Source organism: Legionella brunensis, assembly GCF_001467025.1.
GTDB lineage: Bacteria > Pseudomonadota > Gammaproteobacteria > Legionellales > Legionellaceae > Tatlockia > Tatlockia brunensis.
Genome location: NZ_LNXV01000033.1, coordinates 320,761 through 341,413, shown reverse-complemented (window position 1 = coordinate 341,413; position 20,653 = coordinate 320,761). Strand labels below are relative to the sequence as shown.

Here is a 20,653-nt window from a genome sequence, read left to right as displayed (position 1 = left end):
GCTCATATTTGATAAGTTAGTAGTCAATCAAGTATAATGCCTGTCTCATCTAAATCATAAAAATTTGTCATGAAATATTTTGTCTACCTTCTTTTGATGATAAGTAGCCTGATTCATGCTGAGACTGTTACGGTAAAGCTCGGTGATACAAAAGTAAATGTTATAAAACACGCAGGGCGTGGAAAAACATTTGTGCACCTTCATGAAAATGAAGTGACTGCTTTGCAAGCCGCGAAAATTTATGTGAAACGCGAAGGCGGAACTTTAATTACGTTAAAACACTCAGGGAAGCGAAATATTGTGTTTTATTTAAAGAAAACGCGCTATGAATTCGATCCTAATCGCATTTTTACCAATAAAGGTATTACAAAAACACTGAAGCAGTTTGGTTCGTATTCCCCTGAGGCTCATCAAGAGGTTAGAAAGCTAGCGCGAAAAATTATCTGTATGATACCGTCAGGAAAAGTGATTGCAGTTCATAATAATAACCGTAGTTACTCGCTTAAAGAATATTTACCCAGGCATTCATTAGCAGCTGATGCCAAGGCTCTAAATTATGTTCCTCAATCAAATTACCGTAATTTCTATTTTGTAACGCAACGTCAAGATTTTAATCGACTGAAGAATTTACATTTTAATGTAGCTTTACAAGCGAATAAAGCTACTGATGATGGTTCGTTATCCTATTATCTGGGAAATAAAGTATATATTAATATTGAAGCTGCTTATGATGCATTAAAGCAACAATTGAAGATGCTTTATGACGCTTAACTACTTGTATATCCTATCTTTATATAAAGTGAAGGCAATTTAGGATGATAGGAAGGTTTGTAAAATCCTATTTGCTTAACTGCAATAATAAGATTAGGATTAAACGAAAGCCACGGAAAGCTATAACCTTATCATGATTAAAGCTAATAATTTATGCCTGCGAGTAGTCAAGGAAAAAGATTTAGCACTACTTTATATGCAATTTACAAATCCCAATGTGCGTGGGGATTTTTACTCTCCTGTTTTTATTCCTGAAAAGAAATTTTATGATGAGTTTGCCCAGCATGGCTTTTGGACTGATGATTCAAAGCGTATGGCTATTGTCGATCATGATGATTTTTTAATTGGTATGATCCATGTATTTAAAGCCAATATTTACAGCGACTGTATAGAGCTTAGCTACATCATGCTTGATCCCCATTCAAGAAACAAAGGTTTTATGACTCAGGCGCTTAAAGCGTGCGTCTGTTATCTTTTCGAATCAACACGCTCCGTTCGTATCCAGTTAACAATGCCAAATTTGCATAAAGCCTCAATTCGAGTTGCTGAAAAATCTGGTTTTAAAAAAGAAGGACTCATGCGCAGGGCACTACTTCTCAATGGACAAGATCATGACCTTTTGATGTATGCAATCATCAAAGAGGATTGGTCTAAGGATGAGGCTTAATCCATACGGACTTTTAAAGAGAATTTAAACTTTCCCTGAGAATACTCACTGAAATTTTGCCATTCTTGTCTTTACTGCGCTTTACAATCGTATACGTTGTTAAATTTAATTCTTCGCTAGAAACAAAAGCCACGGCTAAAAAATACTGACTTTCAACAGTAATTTGCTCGTTGCGAATATTTAATTTTTGTAACAGTGGCCCTATGTCTTTTAGATCTTGAATTCCTTTATCACCTCGAGCAGTGATTAATTCATTAACTTGCTCCTTATTTAAACCGCTACCTAAGCTGGCCAAAATTTCTTTTGGAGCTGTATTAATATTGATAGGAGTAGTTTCAGGCAGGGCGATGAGATAGCTAGATAAAATCATGTAGAGTTTTGCGCTCACATCTTTTAGTAAACGAAATTCAGAGATATGGTGTAGTAATTGTTGGCCTGGATAATAAGGTGGTTTTTGTTGCAAGTAATAATTAATAAACTCATCATGACCGCGCTCAGGCTGGTAAGGACTAATCCAGTTACGAACGGTTAGAATAAGTTCCCCTCGTTGTGTAGGATTCAATTTTGTGGGTACAACGTCTAAAAGTTTCAAAAATGTGGATGCATAGGTTTTATCAACTAAATTGTTTACATTAAACCGTGCTTGTAAATCATATAAACTGCCCTTAATTTTTAATTCTGGATACATCGTTTGTAATTTTTTGGGAAAATCAATTATTTTGCCGTAGCGATCACTGATAGTGTAGCGATTCCTTTTCTCTGATAATTCGCTTAGACCCCAGAAAGAAACAACTTGTGAGGCTAAATAAAGTTTATCGCTTAGGAGGCTTAGACGAGTGCGATAAATATCAAGTTGTAGACGTGTACTCATTGCGGTTGCTGCAATAGCTACCATGGTCATAATGAATAAAGCCGAAATTAGTGCACTTCCTTTTTGATTGAGTTTATTCGGCATACAAAGCCTCAGGAATTATAAAAAGTAAACTCATCTTTCCCCAATCTTTTAGCGTGAGATTAAATTGCAGAGCTTTAGGAAGGGGTTGTGACTTCTGATTTTGTTGCAAGGCATTTTCTCGCCATTCTGATAATACCTGTAAGTTGTGGTCTAAATAAGCAAATTTACAATCCAAAAGATTATCCAAAAGAATTCTATCTTCATAATTGTCACGATTTGTGGGATCTAACACAGGCCAACTTCGACGCAACAGTTGATTATCATGACAGACATAAGCGACCCGCTGTAGGTTGCTACGTTTTTCTTGGCTATTAGGATTTTCAATACCAAGTCGTGTTAACTCCAAATATTGAGGTTGACCTATAAAAGCAGAGAATAAATGCATCTCATTTCCACGTATGGTACGTGCGATAGTTTGAGTGGTATCTCTTTCTATAAGAATGATAGCTAGTTGAATTACATTCAGACGATCGGCTTGCTGATTCACTCGCTCCTTGGTATTAAATGCATAATACATTGCTGAGGAAGTGACCGTTGCAAGAATAGCAAAAACGGCCAATGCTATTAGAATTTCAATTAATGTAAAACCTTTCTCTTTATTCATTTCGGTACCGATAGGCGATCAGGGGATTGGCAAAAGGGCCTGCTTGGTTCTTGCTAACGGTTATTGTAATTTGTTGTACGGATTTTATTGGAGTAGGACTAGCCTTAGCACGCCAATACCAGCGTTGGCCTAACATAGTTGTTATTTGCGTTGTCTCTTGGCTTGTTGATACAGCCAAGAGCCCTAATTGCACCATAGAAACTCCTTGCATGGCAACCCAATGACTAATCATCTTTTCTTGAATGCGTTGGGTATTTGCTACATTTTGAGCTGTGGCTTTAATAAGCGCTGTGAGTGCTATTGCAATAATAGCCAAGGCGAGAAGCACCTCGATTAAAGTAAAGCCAGCATTGTCTAGTGTTTTTTTCATGATGCTTGTGGGAAGAGTAAAGTAACTTCGCCATTATGCTTACCAATTAAAGTGGTGAGCTTAGGTTTCTGAGTTGTACCAAAATACAAAGTAAAAGGTGTCATGTCACCTGAAGCATTAATGATAATATCTGGGTTTTTAATGGCACTATTTACTCTTTGAAAACTTGCAATGATATTATTGGGAAAATATTGTGTATGGAAGACACTTTTTTCGGGCATAGGTTTCCATATTGCATTTTGTTCAAAACGGAATGTTTGATAGTGATCGGGATTAATAGTGACACCCAGTGGCATCATTTCAAGTATTGCCCGTTGTTGTAATAATTTAAGATAAGTAGCAAATTGTTCTGCCGTTACTACGGCTCTGCGAGAGGTACCAAAGTCGCCGAAAGCAAGCAAGGCAAAACCAATGGTGATACCAATAATAATCAGTACCACCAGAATTTCAATGAGGGTAAAACCCTTAGCGCGCATTCCAATTACCTATTTCGGCATTGATCCCAGTCCCGCCAGGTTGCCCATCAGCACCTAAGGTAAAAACATCGACTTCACTATGTTCACCTGGATTTAAATATAAATAATCACGCCCCCAGGGATCTTTAGGTAAAGATTGTAAATATTGTTTCCAATCCCTTGGAGTTGGGTTGCTGGTTGGCTTTTCAACAAGAGCAATTAGACCTTGATCTGTGCTTGGATAAATGCCGTTATCAAGTTTATAAAGATCAAGTGCATTTTGAATCGCTAAAACATCCTGCTTGGCTTTGACAACCCTTGCCTCATCGGGGCGGCTAATGATTTTTGGTACAACAATAGAGGCGAGAATGCCAAGAATGACGACTACAACCATAATTTCAATTAATGAAAAGCCACTTTGTTTACTCATTAAAAACTCCTAATAACTAGATTGTTTGACCAATATTTCTTAACTGACTAATTGCTCCATAGAGAAGATAGGCAATAAAGTTGCTAGAACTATAAACAACACCACAGCACCCATCAACAAAATCACTAAAGGCTCAAGTAAGGTTAATGCGGTATCAATTAACCGCTTGACCTCACTATCTAAATGAGAGGCTGCTCGTTCCATCATTATTGCTATTTGTCCACTTTTTTCTCCGCTGGCAATTAAATGTGTTGCCATTGGACTTAAAAAACCTGTCTCTTTAAGTGCTTGATGAATAGCTGTTCCCTCACGTACACGAATTGCTGCTTGATCAAAAGCATTACGCATAACCAGATTAGTAACAAGGCTGGCTGATACGCGCATTGTTTCAAGAACACTAACTCCTGCAGCAAATAAAATACCGAAGGTATGAATGTAACGTGCTACGTTTACAGATCTTACCAGATAAGAGGTAATTGGTAACTTTAATAGAGTTCTATGCCAAGCAGTACGAATGTTAACGTTTGCAAGACTCCTCTTGAAAGCAGCTAAAAGTAGGAGGAACACTAAAAGAACAATTAATCCGTAGGATTTAATGAAATCACTGATGACAATAAGGACATGCGTCATGCCGGGTAAAGATTGGCCACTGCTGGTAAAAACTTCAATAATTTTGGGAACAACAAAAGCTAATAAAAAACTGATAATTGCCGTGGAAACAAAGATCATTAATGAAGGATAAATTAACGCTTGTTGAATTTTTTGTCTTGTCGCTTGCTGATTTTCAGTATAGTCAGCAAGTTTTTCGAGTACTAAATCTAGACGGCCAGTTTGTTCTCCAGCGCCAACTGTTGCTCGATATAACTCAGGAAAAGCATTCGGAAATTCTCCCATAGCTTGAGCCAAAGCATATCCCTCTACTACTTTGGCACGAACGCCTATAATTAATTCACGTACCTTGTCTTTTTCAGTTTGCTCACTCACGCCACGTAAGGATTCTTCAACAGGAATACCCGCAGCGAGTAAAGTAGCCAATTGTCGGGTCAAAAGAGCTAACTCTTGTGCAGACAATTTATCTTTGCGTCGAGCTTGCTGCTGTTTCGCCAAGGTACGAATTTGGGTAGGAATCATTCCACGTTCGCGTAATAACTGACGTGCATGGCGCTCCGAGTCGGCCTCAATAACGCCTTTAGTGGTATTTCCTGTTTTATTTAGCGCTTGATAGTGATAGGCGCCCATAGTAATTAAGAATAGTTTAATGAGAATCCAGTTTAATCTATTGGGTTTAGTAAGTCACTTAAGGTAGACTAGCTGTGGCCAATCTTGGAGATAAAAATGAGTAAAGATAGAGTATTTGCGGCAATAAAAGAACATGATGCTAAATTTATTGATTTGCGATTTACTGATACTCGCGGAAAAGAACAGCATATAACAATTCCAGTATCAGCAGTTGATGACGATTTAATTGAAAATGGAAAAATGATAGATGGTTCATCAATCAAAGGCTGGCAAAAAATTCATCAATCAGATCTTGCCCTTATTCCTGATTTAGACACAATATTGCCAGACCCATTCTATCAAGATAATACATTAATTATTCGATGCAATGTTGTTGATCCACAAACGATGCTGGGTTATGACAGAGACCCTCGTTCTATTGCACAGCGTGCAGAGGCTTATCTCCAATCAACAGGAATTGCTGATAAGGCTTTTTTTGGTCCAGAGCCTGAATTTTTCTTATTTGACAGTGTTCGTTGGAGTACTAGTATTCGTAGAGCTTTTTTTGATGTTGACTCTGAAGAAGGACAGTGGAATTCAGACAAAGATATTGAAGGTGGGAATATTGGTCATCGACCCAGCATTAAAGGGGGATATTTTCCAGTACCACCAGTTGACTCCTCTCAAGATATCCGTTCAGCTATTTGTCTAACACTGGAAGCATTAGGTATGCCCGTGGAGGCGCATCATCATGAAGTAGCTACCGCTAATCAATGTGAAGTCGCAACTCGTTTCAACAGCCTAACTAAAAAAGCTGATGAGCTTCAGGTTTTAAAATATGTAATTCACAATGTGGCTCACAACTATGGCAAAACAGCCACGTTTATGCCTAAACCTTTGGTGGGAGATAATGGTAACGGAATGCATTGCCATCAGTCATTAATGAAAGATGGTGTTAACTTGTTTGCTGGTGATCAATACGCTGGTTTGTCTGAAACTGCACTTTATTATATTGGTGGTATTATCAAGCATGCGCGTGCTTTAAATGCGTTAACTAATCCTGCGACAAATAGCTATAAACGCTTGGTTCCAGGTTTTGAAGCTCCTGTGCTATTGGCCTATTCCGCGCGTAACCGTTCAGCCGCAATTCGTATTCCTCATGTAAGTAGCCCGAAGGCTCGCCGAATCGAAGTGCGTTTTCCTGATCCGATGGCGAATCCATATCTTGCTTTTTCGGCAATGATGATGGCAGGACTTGATGGCATTCAGAAGAAGATTCATCCAGGTCAGCCTATGGATAAAGATTTATATGATCTTCCTCCTGAAGAGTTGATTGATGTGCCTACCGTATGTAGTTCGCTGGAACAAGCTGTATATCACTTACAACAAGACCAGGAGTTTTTGTTACAAGGTGATGTATTCAGTAAAGATTTCCTCAAGAGTTATATTGAACTTCGTGAAGCAGAAATTTCGCTAATCAGAAGTATGGTGCATCCTCTTGAGTTTGAGTTGTATTACAGTCTCTAATAGTGAATAAATGTTGTCTGGCTTTTTTGCTTTTTCTGGTGGTTAATTCTTTATTTGCGCAAGTTTATAAATGGATTGACGACCAGGGAATTGCTCATTTTAGTGATTACCCCTATCAAGCAGCGGAAAGTATTAAATTGTCAGCAGTACAATACTGTTCATTGCCTCTGTTGTATGAAATAAAAAAGATAGACCCCAGACAAGAGTTTTCTTCTTATCAAATTGTCATCATTCAGCCTACTGATGAAGCAACGATTCGTAACAATCAAGGTAGGCTTACGATTATTGTTCGCATTACTCCAAAATTACGTACCAAAGATAAGTTGCAATTAATTTTGGATAATAGTGAAAATCAAAAACAAAAAGAAAGCACATTTCTTCTAAAGGGGATTGAGCGTGGAAAGCATCAGTTTATTGTGAAGATAGTAGATGAGCAGGGCGGGGCGTTAAGCACAAGTAAACCAATTACTTTTTTCATGCATAGACCCTATGTTAATCGATATCGTCACAATGTTAAGTTTCATTGATAGGTAGTTTTCTAGCGGGTTAATTATAGCATTGTTTTTGAATAGAAATTTTTACAGAAATATTGAAAAAGACTCTGCTCCTCTTGAAATTTATAGAGCTCACCCGCATATAGCTTTGTCTAAGTGTTTTTTATAGTCCTCCGATGTTATTGCATGTAATGCTAGTAACAAGCATGACGGGGTTAAATTCTTGATGGTAAAAATTTGGAGATTCATAAATGGTGAGTAAGCAGCAAACCATGGGCTTTCAAACTGAAGTAAAGCAGATGTTGCACTTAGTGGTGCATTCTCTTTATTCAAATAAAGAAATATTTTTACGTGAATTAGTTTCTAATGCTTCTGATGCATTAGATAAACTTCGTTTTTTAGCGCTTTCTGATTCCTCCCTATATGAAGGGGATTCTGATTTGCGTATCGTAATTGATTTTAATGAAAAAAATAAAACTCTTTCTATTAAAGATAACGGCATTGGCCTAAGTTGGGATGAGGCGGTAGAAAATTTAGGTACTATTGCAAAGTCTGGAACGAAGGAGTTCGTTAGTCACTTAACAGGCGAAGGGGCTAAGGATGCTCATTTAATTGGTCAATTCGGAGTAGGCTTTTATTCAGCCTTCATTGTCGCAGATAAAGTCACTGTGAAGAGTCGCCGGGCGGGGCTTAATCCTGAAGAAGGTATCGTGTGGCAATCCAATGGCGAAGGAGAGTTTACCATTGGCCAAGAGAAACGAGCTGAACGTGGGACAGAAGTAATTCTTCACTTGAAAAAAGATCAAGATGAGTTTTTGAGTGATTGGCGTTTGCGTAATGTGATTACAAAATACTCTGATCATATTTGCTGGCCAATTGCCATGAAAAAAAGGGATGAGGACGACAAGGAAAATAAGGATTTTGAGACAGTAAACAAAGCTACAGCTCTTTGGACTTTACAAAAATCTGAAATCAGCGATGAAGACTATAATACTCTGTATAAGCATATTTCCCATGATTTCCAAGATCCGTTAATTTGGTCACATAATCACGTGGAAGGAAAACAAGACTATATTAGTTTATTGTACATTCCTTCGCATGCGCCATTTGATTTATGGCAACAAGAGATGAAGCATGGCTTAAAACTTTATGTAAAACGTGTTTTCATTATGGATGATGCTTCTCAATTTTTGCCAAGATACCTGCGCTTTGTAAAGGGCATAGTTGATGCTAGCGACTTACCACTCAATGTTTCTCGTGAAATTTTACAAGAAAATAAACAAGTTGAGGCGATTAAATCTGCTTGTACTAAGCGGGTTCTTTCTATGTTGGAAAAACTTAGCACTCAAGATCCTGAGGTGTATCAAAAATTTTGGAATGAGTTTGGTTTAGTACTCAAAGAGGGACCTATTGAGGATTATAGTAATAGGGAAGCTATCGCTAAGTTGTTGCGTTTTGCCTCTACCCACAGCGACTCAGAAAAGCAAAATGTGACATTACCAGATTATGTCTCTCGTATGAAAGAAGGTCAGGAAAAAATTTATTATTTGACAGCATCAAGTTATAACGCTGCTAAGCATAGTCCCCATCTTGAAATTTTTAAGAAAAAAGGTATTGAGGTGTTGCTGCTCAGTGATCGGATTGACGAATGGTTAGTTAGCTACTTAAGTGAGTTTGATGGTAAAAAATTACAATCTATTAGCAAGGGTAAAATCGATTTGGATGTAGCTGATGCTCCAGAAATCAAAAAGCAAGAAGAAACTTTGGCTCCGATGCTAAAACAAATTAAGGATGTTTTGGCGGACAGGATTAAAGATGTGCAGTTAACTAATCGTTTAACTGATTCTCCTGCATGCATTATCGCAGATGAAAATGATATGGGCTTAGAAATGCAGCGGATACTACAATCGGCTGGACAGCAAGTTCCTACTAGTAAACCTATTTTCGAAATTAATCCTGAACATACACTCATTAAGCGTTTGCATGGTATTGAAGACGATAGTCGTTTTGCTGAATGGGTAATTATGCTGTTTGAACAGGCCGTTTTAGCAGAAGGTGGACAACTCGAAAATCCTGCTGACTTTGTAAGTCGGGTTAATAAACTCTTACTTGAAGCATAATTCAATTAGCTGAGGGTTGTACGTCATATTACAACCCTCTACAAATTAGTGCGCACTAAGGTTGGAGTCGCATAAAATTCATTTTACTTATTCACTGAAAAATAATTAAAAAAATAACAAATCAGATATATTTCACGACACGATCGGATTACAGTTTAATAGAATAGGCATTCACATTATTACTGATTATTTCACTATTAAAGTGATAGTAAAAATGCGAATTTCTATTTAAAAACTAATGGCAAAAAGAAGTTAAAGTAGCCTGCGTAAAATATAGTTTATTACAGGCCACAGCTATATATTTCCCATATTCACATGATATCTACACCTGAAGCTCTTAGAGAAAAATAGATTTTTTTGTTGGGCTTCGCATGCTCCACCCAACCTTATCACTGCTTCATTATTATATTTAATGGAGGTCGTCGAAAGCGACGGAATTGATATTAATTACTCGTCTGTTAAACGAAAATACTTAGTACCAAAATAACGCTGTAATTTTTTTCTGATAGTGCCACGGCTGATTCCAAGCATCTTGGCTGCTTGTAGTTGGTTTCCACGACGTTTTTCCATAACAGCTTGTAAAAGAGGTGGTTCAACTTCTGAGAGAATCATGTCATAGAGATCATCAATGGGTTTATTTTTATTCTCAGCAAGAAAACGGGTTACTAGACCATAAACTAAGTCTTGAAGACCTTGATCTTGTTTTACACTTTGAGAAGAGGCTTGTGTTTCAATGACATTCATCATAACTTCCTTATTCTAGTTAAATCATTCTATCCAAATACTTTCATCATCTTATGAAAGCTAAATTTATTGTACATGAAGGTTAATTGATAATCTAGAAGTTACTAAAAAATTGAAGGTTTTTTATGAAAAAATTTGTTAGTAATTTTGCTCTAAACTAGGTTTAGTTCTTGCTGAACCAACTCGCTCAAATTACAATCGGCTTCATGGGTAGAAAGAGACAATTTGAGTTGTTTAAGACGGGTTGTCATTCGCTGAGTAAATTCATTGTCAGTAAGCAATTCAATAAGCATTCGACTGAGCTCTTTAGCATTGCAATCATATTGCAAGAGTTCTGGCACAACCATTTCGTTTTTTAACAGATTGCACAGACCTAAATATTTTACTTTAATAACTTTGGTGGCCGCGATATAACTTAGCAAAGATCCTTTATAAATAATACACATCGGTTTCTCTAAAAGGGCACATTCTAAAGAAGCTGTCCCGGATGCAACAACGACACAATCACTGCAGGCAATGACTTCCGTTGCTCTGCCTAGGATAAAAGAAACTTTAAGCGTATTTTTCTTAAAATAAGTTTTTATGATCTCGGGATTTAAACTACTCGCAATAGGAATCACAAAATGTAAGTCGTCGTATTTTTGACTAAGCATTTGTGCAGTTTTAGCTAACACAGGCATGTGCTTTTCTATTTCATTATTCCTACTACCAGGTAACATAGCGATGATACGTTTGTCTGTGGGTATACTTAAGGTGAAACGAGCTTCTTCCATATTGTTACAGGGTTGAACTTTCTCAACTAATGGATGCCCTACAAACGATACAGGTACGCCTGCATTTTGGTAGAGTTCTTTTTCAAATGGAAGGATTACCGCCATTCTGTCAATATTTGCCCGAATAGTTTCAATTCTGTTGGCTTTCCAAGCCCAAATTTGTGGGCTTATGTAATATAAAATGCGAATACCTAATTCTTGTTTGGCAAACTTGGCCAGTCGCAGATTAAAACCAGGGTAATCCACCAGAATTAACAAATCAGGCTTCGTGTTTTTAAGATGCTGCTTGATGGTATGAAATGCTTTCTTAATGACTTTAAGATGGCGAATTACTTCAGTTAAACCAGTAACCCCAAAACGAGCTAGATCACTGACAAGATGAACGCCGGCGGCTTCCATGTGGCGTCCACCAATGCCACTGAGCTGTAGGTTGCAGTTCCAGGCCATTAGCTGACGAGCAAGATTTGCAGCATGCAAATCGCCTGATTCTTCTCCTGCAATAATAACAATCCGTTTAGTTGGCAGCATTTCTTAAAATTAAATTATTATCGATTAATGAAGTAATTTTTGCAGCCACCTCCAGCGCATCACGTCCCTCTTCGCCGCTTACTAATGGTACTGTATTGTTTTGAATACACGACAGAAATGCCTTAATTTCTTCTAATAAGGCATCTCCTTTCTCAAATACTGATTGGTGTCGGGCAATTTCTGGAATACCTGGGAACATTTCTCCTTCGCCTTTGTGAAAAACAGCGAATTGCTTATTATGGTAGTCAATCGAAATATAAGAGTTAGGTTGAAAAATTCTTGTCTTTCTCTCAGTTTTGAAGCTAATTCTGCTAGCTGTTACATTGGCGACACAGTGATTTTTAAAGGTCAATCTAGCATTGGCAATGTCAATTGATTTCGACAAGATGGGTGCACCTTGAGCATCAATGTTGACAATAGGACTTTTAACGATTGCTTGAATCAAGTCGATATCATGAATCATTAAATCAAGAATGACATTGACGTCAGTGCCTCGAGGATTAAAAGGGGCTAAACGCTGAGACTCAATAAACAAGGGTTGATCGAGATGATCATCGAGTGCTAAGCGAGCGGCATTAAAACGCTCCAGATGGCCTACCTGCAACTTAACATGGTTTTGTTTGGCCAGAGCGATTAATTCATTTGCTTGTGCAACGGTTTCGGTAATGGGTTTCTCAATTAATACATGAATGCCATTAGCTAAGCATTCCTTGGCAATTTCATAGTGCTTGTTTGTGGTTGCTGCAATGCTTACCGCATCAACTTTGCCAAACAATTCGTGATAATCAAAATAAGCAGGAACATTAAGCTCTCTGGATACAGTTTCGCATAGCTCTTTGTTTACATCACAAATCGCAACCAAATTAGCATTGGAGAGCATTTGATATTTTTGAGCATGGAAACGGCCTAAATATCCTACTCCAATAACAGCGCATTGTAGCATATTCATAAACACAACATTGACAATAATTTGCACGAATGATCGCATTTTCAAGGTGATAAATCAATTTAAATTCAATGTTGAATTATTAATTTGCAATATATATGGTCACCTTTGTCATAAAAAGGACTAATAAAATGGTTGTTAATTTTTAGCCAATTGCCGTTCTAGACTTTGAAAAGAATAACAATAGGTCAATAATTATTCTGTAAGTTTAATTTAACTCCCGCCATCATTTTTTAGGTGATAAATCAATTTTAAATGGGTATTATCGCTTTTTTTAAAGTAGGGAGCTTAGCAGTGGATAGGTATATAGCCGGAGTGGATGAGGTAGGACGAGGGCCTTTGGCAGGTCCTGTTGTCACTGCTGCTGTCATTTTGCTAAAACCCATTGAAGGTGTAACGGACTCTAAAAAACTTACGCCTATAAAACGTAAGGTATTGGCTAACCGGATTATAGAAGAAGCCCATTGTTATGCTTACGGGCGAGCAGAAGTTGAAGAAATCGAAAGGTTAAATATTCACCATGCAACATTGCTTGCTATGAAGCGTGCAATAGAAGCATTACCAATACAACCTGATGAGATTTTGGTTGATGGGTTGTTTGTTCCTGAAGTGACTACCCCCTGCAGGGCTATTATTGATGGAGATGGTTTAATTCCGTCTATCGGCGCTGCTTCCATCTTGGCTAAAGTGTTGCGCGATCAGGAAATGGAGGAAATGGATTTACACTATCCTGGCTACGGTTTTGCAGCACACAAAGGATATGCCACTGAGATGCATCGGAAAGCCTTAATTGAGCTAGGTCCTTGCGCGCTTCATCGTAAAAATTTCGCGCCGGTGACTAAACTTCTTGCTTTAACGGAATAATGATGAGCTATTATGTTTCCATGTGTTTTTTTGTAGCACATCTGTTCAGCCAAGACGAAATACTTCTAATCGTTGCGGATAAAAATATTTGAGAAAACCTTAACGACGTTACCAAGACATTTTATTAAACAAAATACGATGTGAGCTAATTGACATTAGTATCCCGAAGCTGGTTAAAAAAGTAACCATCGCTGTCCCACCATAACTTACTAGGGGTAAAGGGATGCCAACTACAGGTAAAATGCCCATAACCATACCTATATTTACAAAAGCAGAAAGGAAAAAAGTCATGGATAAACTTGCAGCTAATAATCGAGTAAAACTGGTTTGTGCATTTCTTGCTATATAAAGACCGCGCAAAGAAATTAAAACAACTAAAATAATCAGAATGCTACTGCCTACAAAACCGAACTCCTCTCCACTAACAGCAAAGATAAAATCTGTGGCATGTTCAGGTAAGAAGTTTAGATGGGATTGACTGCCTTCAAGCCATCCCTTTCCAAAAGCTCCGCCTGAACCAATGGCTATTTTGGATTGAATAATGTGGTATCCAGATCCTAAAGGATCATGTTCAGGGTTTAATAAAGTAAAAACTCGCTGTTTCTGATAGTCATGCATGAAATGCCACAGTAAAGGTGCTGTAGCGCCAATCATTATAGTAAGTGTTAATAAAATTTGCATGCTGATGCCTGCAAGAAAGACAACACTTAAGCCTGCCGCAACAACCATGATCGCAGTACCTAAGTCAGGTTGCTTCGCAATTAGGACTGCAGGGAAAAAAATAATAATTCCTGCAATCATTAAGGTTTTTAGATTGATAGGAAGTGATTTTCGATCAAAATACCAAGCTGTCATCATGGGAATTGCTAATTTCATGATTTCAGAGGGTTGAAAGCGAAATAAACCTAAATCCAGCCATCGCTGAGCCCCTTTACCAATTTTGCCCATTAGCATTACTGCGATCAGTAAAACTAATCCTATACCATAAATCCATGGGGTCCAGGCTTTATATTTATGGGGTGGAATCACTGCAAAGATCATCATGATACCCAAGGCAAAAACAAGTCGCATGGATTGGCGAATGACCATACTCATATTTTGGTTGGAAGCACTGTAAAGGATGAGCATACCCAATACAATTAATGATAAGAGCAACCCTAGTAACGGTAGATCGATGTGAATTGATTTTGTGGTAAAGCGATAAACGGGGCGTACATGATGTGCTTTCATGATTTCTCTTCATTTTTTTTCAATTCAAAATAAGCATCTAATACTTTTCGGGCAACATTAGAAGCAGCAACATCGTTTTCAACAACAACTGCCAATGCTATTTCAGGATTTTCAACGGGGGCAAAGGCAATGAATAAAGAGTTGTCTCTTAAGTATTCAGGGATATCTTCATAGCGTGCTTTTTCATATTGTCGACCGCCAAAAACTTGCGCTGTGCCTGTTTTGGCTGCAACAGAGTAAGGGGCATTTCGGCCAAAACGGTAACCGGTTCCCTCATTGCTGGTGATTACAGCTTGCATACCTTCGGCAACAATATCCCAGTAACTCTCATCTTTAAGTCGCATTGGGTATTCTTCTAAGATATTGTAAGCATGCGTTTCACCTTTATCACTCTGAATAGAGCGCTGCAGTAAATGTGGACGAAAACGTCTTCCTTTTTGACTTAAAGAAGCGGTTGCATTGGCTAGTTGCAATGGTGAAACCAACATAAAACCCTGACCTATAGAAGTAATGACGGTATCGCCTGGGTACCAGGAAACACCTTTGTTTTGTACTTTCCAATGTTTATTAGGCACAAGACCTGGAGCCTCTTCATTCAAGTCTATGTGGGTTAATTGGCCAAAACCAAATTGTACCAACATATCTTCAATGGCAGAAATACCCATCTTGTGCCCTAGCTGGTAAAAGTAAGTATCACAAGATACTGTAATTGCTCGTTTCAAATTAATGACTCCATGACCAGTTTTTTTCCAGTCACGATAGGCATGACTTACTCCAGGTAGGCGAAACCAACCTGGATCATAAATACTGTATCCTGCGTCAACAACGCCTTTTTCTAATCCTGCTAGACCCATAAATGGTTTTATTGTAGAGGCAGGGGGATAAAGTCCTCTGACTGCACGATTGTAGAGAGGTCTGTCTTGCGCAGTTGCCAATTTTTGATACTCATTGGCAGTAATTCCATTGACAAAAATATTAGGATCAAAGCTGGGTGAACTCACCAGTGCTAAAATTTCACCGTTGCGTGTATTCATAGCAACGACGGCGCCTCGCTTGTCTTTAAGAGCCAGGTATGCTGCTTGTTGTAAGCGAGAATCAATGGTTAAATAAAGCTTTTCACCAGAGACTGGATTTTGTTTGTTTAAAACTCGTACAGCCCTGCCACTAACATCAATCTCCACTTGTTGGTAGCCGACCTCACCATGCAAAATATCTTCATAAAATTTTTCAATGCCGGATTTACCGATGAAATTTGTTGCTCGATAATTAGTGGGGTCAACTTGGCGTAACTCTTGAACATTGATACGTCCTACATAACCTAGAATATGCGCTGTTACATCACCTAAGGGATAAAAACGCATGAGCCTCGCTTTAATACTCACGCCCGGAAATTGATATTGATTACTGGCAAAGATAGCAACTTCCTCTTGATCCAATTTAAGTTTCAAAGGGATTGGGACAAAAGAGCGATTTTGCTTGCGAGCCTTATTAAAATTATCGATATCATCATCAGTAATTGAAGGAAGTAATTTTCTAAGCTTCTCTAATGTTTGGGGAATGTTTTTTATGTGTTCCGGGACAATCTCCAACACATAGACAGGGATATTTTCGGCAAGAACAACACCATGTTTATCAAGTATTATGCCTCTTGGTGGAGCTATAGGAATAATACTCATCTGATTTTTAAACGACAAAGTTTGATAGCGTTTAAATTGGGATATTTGCAAATAGGCTAGGCGAATGAGCAGCATGAACGTCAATAAAACAATAATAGTAATCAGCACATTTAATCGAAAGCGTTGCAGGTTTGAATCGACGCGGTCATTTCTTACAGATCTGTTTAAACGCATACTCAATTTGCTTATGAAAATAAAGGAATAAAACAATAGGGCCAAGTCCCCATATCTTAGCGTAAAATTTTAGCGATGGTAAGGGTGATTATGAAGAATAGACCAAGCCCTATAAAGCGTTTCCAATAAAATAATACGTACTAAAGGATGAGGAAGCGTTAGTTTTGATAAAGACCAACGCTCATGACTTTTGTTTATAATTTCAGGCACTAACCCCTCAGGCCCCCCAATAATAAAGCACAAATGACTAGCGATAGTTTGTAAGTGTTCAATCTTTTGAGCTAGATTTTCACTATCAAAAGATTCACCTTTCATATCCAGGGCAATAATTCGCGAACCCTGTGGGATTGCTGCAGTAATTAAAGAGGCTTCCTTGTCCAAAATGCGTGCTAAATCACTGGATTTGCCTCGTTTGGCTAAAGGAATTTCAACTAAATTAAAGTTTGCATACTCTTGTAAGCGTTTGGAAAAGTCTGAGACTGCTTCTGTAACCCAGTGCGGCATTTTGTTACCACACGCAATTAGAGTAATTTTTAACATAACTTTATTTTGGAGGATTTTGCCAGAGTCCTTCTAGATTATAGAAAGAGCGAGTATCCGATTGCATTACATGTAACACGAAATCACCGAAATCAACTAAAACCCACTCTCCTGTTTCTAAACCATTTTGACTAAGTGGGGGTAAGCCTTCCCCCTTCATTTTTTCAATAACAAGCTCTGCAATCGCTTTAACATGACGCGAGGAGCGACCGCTACAAATAATCATATAATCCGTTACGGAAGTTTGTTGCTTGACATCAATAGTAACAACGTCGATTGCTTGATTATCATCTAGTGCTTTAAGAAGCTGCTTTAAAAGTAATGGCTGCTCAGACATAACGGGTAGGAATCTTCTTCAAAAGGGAGGGATAATAACAGTAATTTATAAAAGTCTCAAAGGATATGAGACTAAGGTTAAACTTTCGAGCATTCATCATCTCTCATTTAACCTTGTCTATGCTGTTTACCCCTTTAAAAATCTTTTTATTTCTGCACATAAATGATCAATTTCGCTTTCTGTATTGTAATAATGTACGGAGGCTCGGACTAAAGCTGGCAAATTTCTTTTTGCCATATCCAAACGAGCATACTCTTGAAGAGAAACTGAAACGTTAATCATTTTAGTTGCCAAATAATGCTGAATTTCCTCAGGTAATTTGTTCTTTGATGAAAAGGTAATTATTCCACATTTGTGCAGGCCTAAGTCGTGCAATTCTACGCAACCCATTTCTAATAGTTGTTGGCGTAGTTGTGCAGCAAGTTGTTGAATTCTTTCCCATATTGTTGGAATGCTAATTTTAAGGGCATATTGAATTGCTTTGCTGAGGCCGATTTTAGCAGCGATATTTTGTTCCCAAGTCTCAAAACGCAGCGCATCATCCCTTAGTATGTATTCATTGTCTTTAGTCCATGTTGCAGCATGAAGGTCGACAAAGGGGGGATCACAGTCTTTAATCATTTCCTGACTAATATATAAAAAGCCTGTGCCTCGAGGGCCACGCAAGTATTTACGACCTGTTGCGCAAAGAAAATCGCAACTGAGTTCTCGGACGTCAATAGGCATTTGGCCAATGGATTGTGTAGCATCAAGTAAATAGGGAATATTAAATTGTTTAGCAATTTTACCGATATCACGAGCGGGATTTATTAGTCCTCCTTGTGTTGGCACGTGAGTAATGGCAATTAATTTGACTCTCTCATCAATTTTACTTTTAAGATCGTGAACATCTAGCTGCCCAGTTTCATCATTTTTAATGACATCAATGACCACTCCTGTTTTCTTAGCTCGATGTAAAAATGCTAGATAATTACTGGCATACTCACAAACTGTCGTTAATATTTTATCGCCAGATTTAAATTGCAAACTGTAAAAAGCCATGTCCCAGGCTCGTGTTGCATTATCAAGAAAGGCTATTTCGTCTCGGTTGCAATTAATCAAAGAGGATGCATGCTTGTAAAATTCTTGAATAGTCTTAGAGGCTAGTTTAGCGGCCTCATATCCTCCTCGTGTGGCCTCTAAATCCAGATGATGTTTAACGGCATCAATAACAGGCTTTGGTGGAAGAGATGAACCAGCATTGTTAAAATGCAAAACGTGCTCACACCCCGGTGTATCCTTTCTTAACAGAGTAATGTCAAATGGATTCATTAAAACTCTAGGCGGAGGAAGGGCTTAGAATTTATGTTATCTTGGCTATTCTTGATTGTCACGGAGTTTTTTACGCGCCACTTTTGTTCGGTATCACCAAAAGACAAATCATAAATATGCTTGTCAACGTGATTGTAGACAACATGTGGGTTACTTCTTGCGAGAGCGTGTATGTGATTCAAATAGAATATGACTTTCCTATAAATGGTCAAAGTCGTCTGAGGAATCGAGTGGAGATTTCTGTGCGGTATTCAAAATTGTCCATCAAGCCGCGTTTTATACCATTTATCCAGCACTTTCCCAGTCGCTAAAATAGTAGTTGCTAGAGGTTGAGGAGAGCATCCCACCCAAGGGTGATAATAACAAGTATAGACCAGCATATTTTTCGGTTGTTTCCTTGGGGATTTGGGAGTAGGGCTGATAATAACCTCCTTTTCCATAAATAAATAACATATAAGCATTGAGTCTATTAGTAATTTATATAGTTTAATAGATAAATATTAAGGATTTATAAGCAATATTAATTACAAAAATGGTGACTGGGTTATAACAAGAATAACGTTTGTAGTATTTTAAATATGAGTCAGATTGAAAAGTGGTTAATATCGATTTTTCGTATACACCCTTTTAAGGTTTGCAATAAGTCTCTTTTTACTTGTGGTGTGTATGTGGGATAAACATATTCAGTTTGAAGAGTATAAAAAAATTGGAGCTTAATGTTGGAAGCATTGGTACTATGCTTGCCAACATATGGTTTTGAAATCATCTTATTGCAGCATCAGAGGAGCAGTTATCAATGTTTGTATCAAGGCTTGAAATTGTTCAATGATCTCCTTTTTATTCTCCTGTAAAGCCTGAGCGTCGAATTTATATGTTTCTGCAAATAGTGAGCCTGTCGTTGGTGTATGACTCGATTGAATTTTGCTAAAAATTTTATATTTAAGAGAGGTAAAAATTCCATACAATTCATCAACAACATGATTCCCTGAAAGAGAGAGTATATAATCTTTAAAGTATGCATACTCATAAAAGTTGCTGATTAATTCAAATTTTGTTTTGCTATTCTCAACAGCTTGGAAAGCATGCTCAGCCACCTCAAAGAAAAGTCTATAAAATGCTCTTGAAAAAGAAGGGTCTGTCGAACTAAGGTTATATTTTTTAGTAAGTTTCTCACGTAATGATAAATAAATAGCGTTGAGCCAGGAGTCCATTTTTTGCTCAGAGGAACTCCCAATGGCTAATGTTAATTGGTTTTGATTAACAGCAAGCATATCGTTGTACCATTCTTGAGCTAAATTTCCTCGACTAAGAGTTTTTCCCATAGAATAATAACGCGCCTTCACGTAGGTTAGCCATACGCAAATAATTTCTCCTGGCTTTTGAAGATTAGTGACATCTTCTTGAATCTCATATCCAGGATAGGCCTCAGCTAAACTCTGGGCTAACTCTTTGGGGAAGTCAATTTTTTCACCTGATTTTGAAACTTCGCCATACAGAGAATCATTGGTAATAATTTTTTTATTGTGGATATCAACAAATGCAGTTATAGCATGTCCTATGGCAGCTGTATGTTCTCCTGGAAAACGTGAAGGAATACCAAACTCTAGTATATAAAATTTGGGGGGGGCTTGCTTTTCAATTATTGCATTTATCTGTACTAATACTGAACTTTTGTTTTCTATATAATCATTAGCTTGTATTTCATAGACTGAAGTTGCAGCATGTGATTTAATAAATGAAAATACGTCATCAGAAATTCTAAGAGTTGGACTGAATTTTAGTGGCATCTTAGTAAACATTTGAGTATCTCCCGGTCAACTTGAGTGTTAATTTAAAATAATGTTAAATAAATAATCAGCTGGGGTATTTTTTCATAGGGAGTTCACTCTCGTCAAACGAATTATGAGAAAATAGTTATT

The 20,653-nt window shown here is 37.8% G+C and carries 21 protein-coding genes; 6 read left to right on the top strand and 15 right to left on the bottom strand.

Annotation, left to right across the window (positions count from 1 at the left end):
- Positions 1-69 precede the first annotated feature (69 nt).
- On the top strand, positions 70-771 hold the full coding sequence (locus Lbru_RS12860) for a protein tyrosine phosphatase (RefSeq protein WP_131793469.1): 702 nt from the start codon (positions 70-72) through the stop codon (positions 769-771).
- Between the two features lie 133 nt (positions 772-904).
- Positions 905-1,438 (top strand): GNAT family N-acetyltransferase, encoded by a 534-nt coding sequence (locus Lbru_RS12855; RefSeq protein ID WP_058442527.1) that lies wholly within the window; start codon positions 905-907, stop codon positions 1,436-1,438.
- 13 nt (positions 1,439-1,451) lie between these two features.
- Here Lbru_RS12855 and gspK read toward each other — a convergent pair whose 3' ends face one another.
- Genes gspK through lspF form a run of 6 tightly spaced genes read right to left on the bottom strand, consistent with a single transcriptional unit; the run spans position 1,452 to position 5,491 of the window.
- On the bottom strand, positions 1,452-2,393 hold the full coding sequence (gspK, locus tag Lbru_RS12850; RefSeq protein ID WP_058442526.1) for a type II secretion system minor pseudopilin GspK: 942 nt from the start codon (positions 2,391-2,393) through the stop codon (positions 1,452-1,454).
- Entirely contained in the window at positions 2,383-2,997 is a 615-nt protein-coding gene (gene lspJ, locus Lbru_RS12845; RefSeq protein ID WP_058442525.1) for a GspJ family T2SS minor pseudopilin variant LspJ, read from the bottom strand. Before lspJ ends, gspK begins: the two co-directional genes overlap by 11 nt.
- A complete protein-coding gene (lspI, locus tag Lbru_RS12840) occupies positions 2,990-3,367 on the bottom strand; it encodes a GspI family T2SS minor pseudopilin variant LspI (protein WP_058442524.1) in 378 nt (125 codons plus the stop codon). Before lspI ends, lspJ begins: the two co-directional genes overlap by 8 nt.
- On the bottom strand, positions 3,364-3,843 hold the full coding sequence (gene gspH, locus Lbru_RS12835; protein WP_058442523.1) for a type II secretion system minor pseudopilin GspH: 480 nt from the start codon (positions 3,841-3,843) through the stop codon (positions 3,364-3,366). The genes lspI and gspH overlap by 4 nt, the downstream gene beginning before the upstream one ends.
- Positions 3,833-4,252, bottom strand: a complete 420-nt coding sequence (gene lspG / locus Lbru_RS12830) for a GspG family T2SS major pseudopilin variant LspG (protein ID WP_058442522.1) — start codon at positions 4,250-4,252, stop codon at positions 3,833-3,835. Before lspG ends, gspH begins: the two co-directional genes overlap by 11 nt.
- Before the next feature lie 39 nt (positions 4,253-4,291).
- Entirely contained in the window at positions 4,292-5,491 is a 1,200-nt protein-coding gene (gene lspF, locus Lbru_RS12825; protein ID WP_058442521.1) for a GspF family T2SS innner membrane protein variant LspF, read from the bottom strand.
- Between the two features lie 96 nt (positions 5,492-5,587).
- Between lspF and glnA the strand changes: the two genes are divergently transcribed.
- The 3 genes from glnA (at position 5,588) to htpG (ending at position 9,611) form a co-directional block, all read left to right on the top strand.
- The gene (gene glnA, locus Lbru_RS12820) at positions 5,588-6,997 is read left to right on the top strand and encodes a type I glutamate--ammonia ligase (RefSeq protein WP_058442520.1); all 1,410 of its coding nucleotides are present in this window, start codon (positions 5,588-5,590) and stop codon (positions 6,995-6,997) included.
- 2 nt (positions 6,998-6,999) lie between these two features.
- A complete protein-coding gene (locus Lbru_RS12815; protein ID WP_058442519.1) occupies positions 7,000-7,524 on the top strand; it encodes a DUF4124 domain-containing protein in 525 nt (174 codons plus the stop codon).
- Between the two features lie 218 nt (positions 7,525-7,742).
- Positions 7,743-9,611, top strand: coding sequence for a molecular chaperone HtpG (htpG, locus tag Lbru_RS12810; RefSeq protein WP_058442518.1), 1,869 nt, complete (start codon positions 7,743-7,745; stop codon positions 9,609-9,611).
- A gap of 447 nt (positions 9,612-10,058) precedes the next feature.
- Here the strand turns inward: htpG and Lbru_RS12805 are convergent, their stop codons facing one another.
- The 3 genes from Lbru_RS12805 to Lbru_RS12795 form a co-directional block, all read right to left on the bottom strand.
- Positions 10,059-10,355 carry a helix-turn-helix domain-containing protein gene (locus Lbru_RS12805; protein ID WP_058442517.1) on the bottom strand — a complete coding sequence of 99 codons (297 nt, stop codon included), beginning with the start codon at positions 10,353-10,355 and terminating at the stop codon, positions 10,059-10,061.
- 152 nt (positions 10,356-10,507) lie between these two features.
- Entirely contained in the window at positions 10,508-11,656 is a 1,149-nt protein-coding gene (lpxB, locus tag Lbru_RS12800; RefSeq protein ID WP_058442516.1) for a lipid-A-disaccharide synthase, read from the bottom strand.
- Positions 11,643-12,605: a Gfo/Idh/MocA family protein gene (locus Lbru_RS12795; protein WP_058442677.1), complete on the bottom strand. Its 963-nt coding sequence runs from the start codon at positions 12,603-12,605 to the stop codon at positions 11,643-11,645. Before Lbru_RS12795 ends, lpxB begins: the two co-directional genes overlap by 14 nt.
- 252 nt (positions 12,606-12,857) lie before the next feature.
- Between Lbru_RS12795 and rnhB the strand changes: the two genes are divergently transcribed.
- The gene (gene rnhB, locus Lbru_RS12790; RefSeq protein WP_058442515.1) at positions 12,858-13,466 is read left to right on the top strand and encodes a ribonuclease HII; all 609 of its coding nucleotides are present in this window, start codon (positions 12,858-12,860) and stop codon (positions 13,464-13,466) included.
- A gap of 108 nt (positions 13,467-13,574) precedes the next feature.
- Here the strand turns inward: rnhB and rodA are convergent, their stop codons facing one another.
- The 6 genes from rodA to Lbru_RS12755 all read right to left on the bottom strand — a co-directional run bounded on the left by rodA (position 13,575) and on the right by Lbru_RS12755 (position 20,533).
- Positions 13,575-14,696: a rod shape-determining protein RodA gene (gene rodA / locus Lbru_RS12785; protein ID WP_058442514.1), complete on the bottom strand. Its 1,122-nt coding sequence runs from the start codon at positions 14,694-14,696 to the stop codon at positions 13,575-13,577.
- Positions 14,693-16,546 (bottom strand): penicillin-binding protein 2, encoded by a 1,854-nt coding sequence (gene mrdA / locus Lbru_RS12780; protein WP_058442513.1) that lies wholly within the window; start codon positions 16,544-16,546, stop codon positions 14,693-14,695. Before mrdA ends, rodA begins: the two co-directional genes overlap by 4 nt.
- A 69-nt stretch (positions 16,547-16,615) precedes the next feature.
- A complete protein-coding gene (gene rlmH / locus Lbru_RS12775; RefSeq protein ID WP_058442512.1) occupies positions 16,616-17,086 on the bottom strand; it encodes a 23S rRNA (pseudouridine(1915)-N(3))-methyltransferase RlmH in 471 nt (156 codons plus the stop codon).
- 4 nt (positions 17,087-17,090) lie between these two features.
- A complete protein-coding gene (gene rsfS, locus Lbru_RS12770) occupies positions 17,091-17,423 on the bottom strand; it encodes a ribosome silencing factor (RefSeq protein ID WP_058442511.1) in 333 nt (110 codons plus the stop codon).
- Positions 17,424-17,549: 126 nt separating this feature from the next.
- Positions 17,550-18,734: an aminotransferase class V-fold PLP-dependent enzyme gene (locus Lbru_RS12765; RefSeq protein ID WP_058442510.1), complete on the bottom strand. Its 1,185-nt coding sequence runs from the start codon at positions 18,732-18,734 to the stop codon at positions 17,550-17,552.
- 767 nt (positions 18,735-19,501) lie between these two features.
- On the bottom strand, positions 19,502-20,533 hold the full coding sequence (locus Lbru_RS12755) for a hypothetical protein (RefSeq protein WP_058442508.1): 1,032 nt from the start codon (positions 20,531-20,533) through the stop codon (positions 19,502-19,504).
- Positions 20,534-20,653: the final 120 nt, after the last annotated feature.

What these genes read in the sequence shown, in the direction of transcription:
- Lbru_RS12860 (WP_131793469.1), top strand. Translation starts at nt 70, where the DNA reads ATGAAATATTTTGTCTACCTTCTTTTGATGATAAGTAGCCTGATTCAT.
- Lbru_RS12855 (WP_058442527.1), top strand. Translation starts at nt 905, where the DNA reads ATGATTAAAGCTAATAATTTATGCCTGCGAGTAGTCAAGGAAAAAGAT.
- gspK (WP_058442526.1), bottom strand. Translation starts at nt 2,393, where the DNA reads ATGCCGAATAAACTCAATCAAAAAGGAAGTGCACTAATTTCGGCTTTA.
- lspJ (WP_058442525.1), bottom strand. Translation starts at nt 2,997, where the DNA reads ATGAATAAAGAGAAAGGTTTTACATTAATTGAAATTCTAATAGCATTG.
- lspI (WP_058442524.1), bottom strand. Translation starts at nt 3,367, where the DNA reads ATGAAAAAAACACTAGACAATGCTGGCTTTACTTTAATCGAGGTGCTT.
- gspH (WP_058442523.1), bottom strand. Translation starts at nt 3,843, where the DNA reads ATGCGCGCTAAGGGTTTTACCCTCATTGAAATTCTGGTGGTACTGATT.
- lspG (WP_058442522.1), bottom strand. Translation starts at nt 4,252, where the DNA reads ATGAGTAAACAAAGTGGCTTTTCATTAATTGAAATTATGGTTGTAGTC.
- lspF (WP_058442521.1), bottom strand. Translation starts at nt 5,491, where the DNA reads ATGGGCGCCTATCACTATCAAGCGCTAAATAAAACAGGAAATACCACT.
- glnA (WP_058442520.1), top strand. Translation starts at nt 5,588, where the DNA reads ATGAGTAAAGATAGAGTATTTGCGGCAATAAAAGAACATGATGCTAAA.
- htpG (WP_058442518.1), top strand. Translation starts at nt 7,743, where the DNA reads ATGGTGAGTAAGCAGCAAACCATGGGCTTTCAAACTGAAGTAAAGCAG.
- Lbru_RS12805 (WP_058442517.1), bottom strand. Translation starts at nt 10,355, where the DNA reads ATGAATGTCATTGAAACACAAGCCTCTTCTCAAAGTGTAAAACAAGAT.
- lpxB (WP_058442516.1), bottom strand. Translation starts at nt 11,656, where the DNA reads ATGCTGCCAACTAAACGGATTGTTATTATTGCAGGAGAAGAATCAGGC.
- Lbru_RS12795 (WP_058442677.1), bottom strand. Translation starts at nt 12,605, where the DNA reads ATGAATATGCTACAATGCGCTGTTATTGGAGTAGGATATTTAGGCCGT.
- rnhB (WP_058442515.1), top strand. Translation starts at nt 12,858, where the DNA reads ATGGGTATTATCGCTTTTTTTAAAGTAGGGAGCTTAGCAGTGGATAGG.
- rodA (WP_058442514.1), bottom strand. Translation starts at nt 14,696, where the DNA reads ATGAAAGCACATCATGTACGCCCCGTTTATCGCTTTACCACAAAATCA.
- mrdA (WP_058442513.1), bottom strand. Translation starts at nt 16,546, where the DNA reads ATGCGTTTAAACAGATCTGTAAGAAATGACCGCGTCGATTCAAACCTG.
- rlmH (WP_058442512.1), bottom strand. Translation starts at nt 17,086, where the DNA reads ATGTTAAAAATTACTCTAATTGCGTGTGGTAACAAAATGCCGCACTGG.
- rsfS (WP_058442511.1), bottom strand. Translation starts at nt 17,423, where the DNA reads ATGTCTGAGCAGCCATTACTTTTAAAGCAGCTTCTTAAAGCACTAGAT.
- Lbru_RS12765 (WP_058442510.1), bottom strand. Translation starts at nt 18,734, where the DNA reads ATGAATCCATTTGACATTACTCTGTTAAGAAAGGATACACCGGGGTGT.
- Lbru_RS12755 (WP_058442508.1), bottom strand. Translation starts at nt 20,533, where the DNA reads ATGTTTACTAAGATGCCACTAAAATTCAGTCCAACTCTTAGAATTTCT.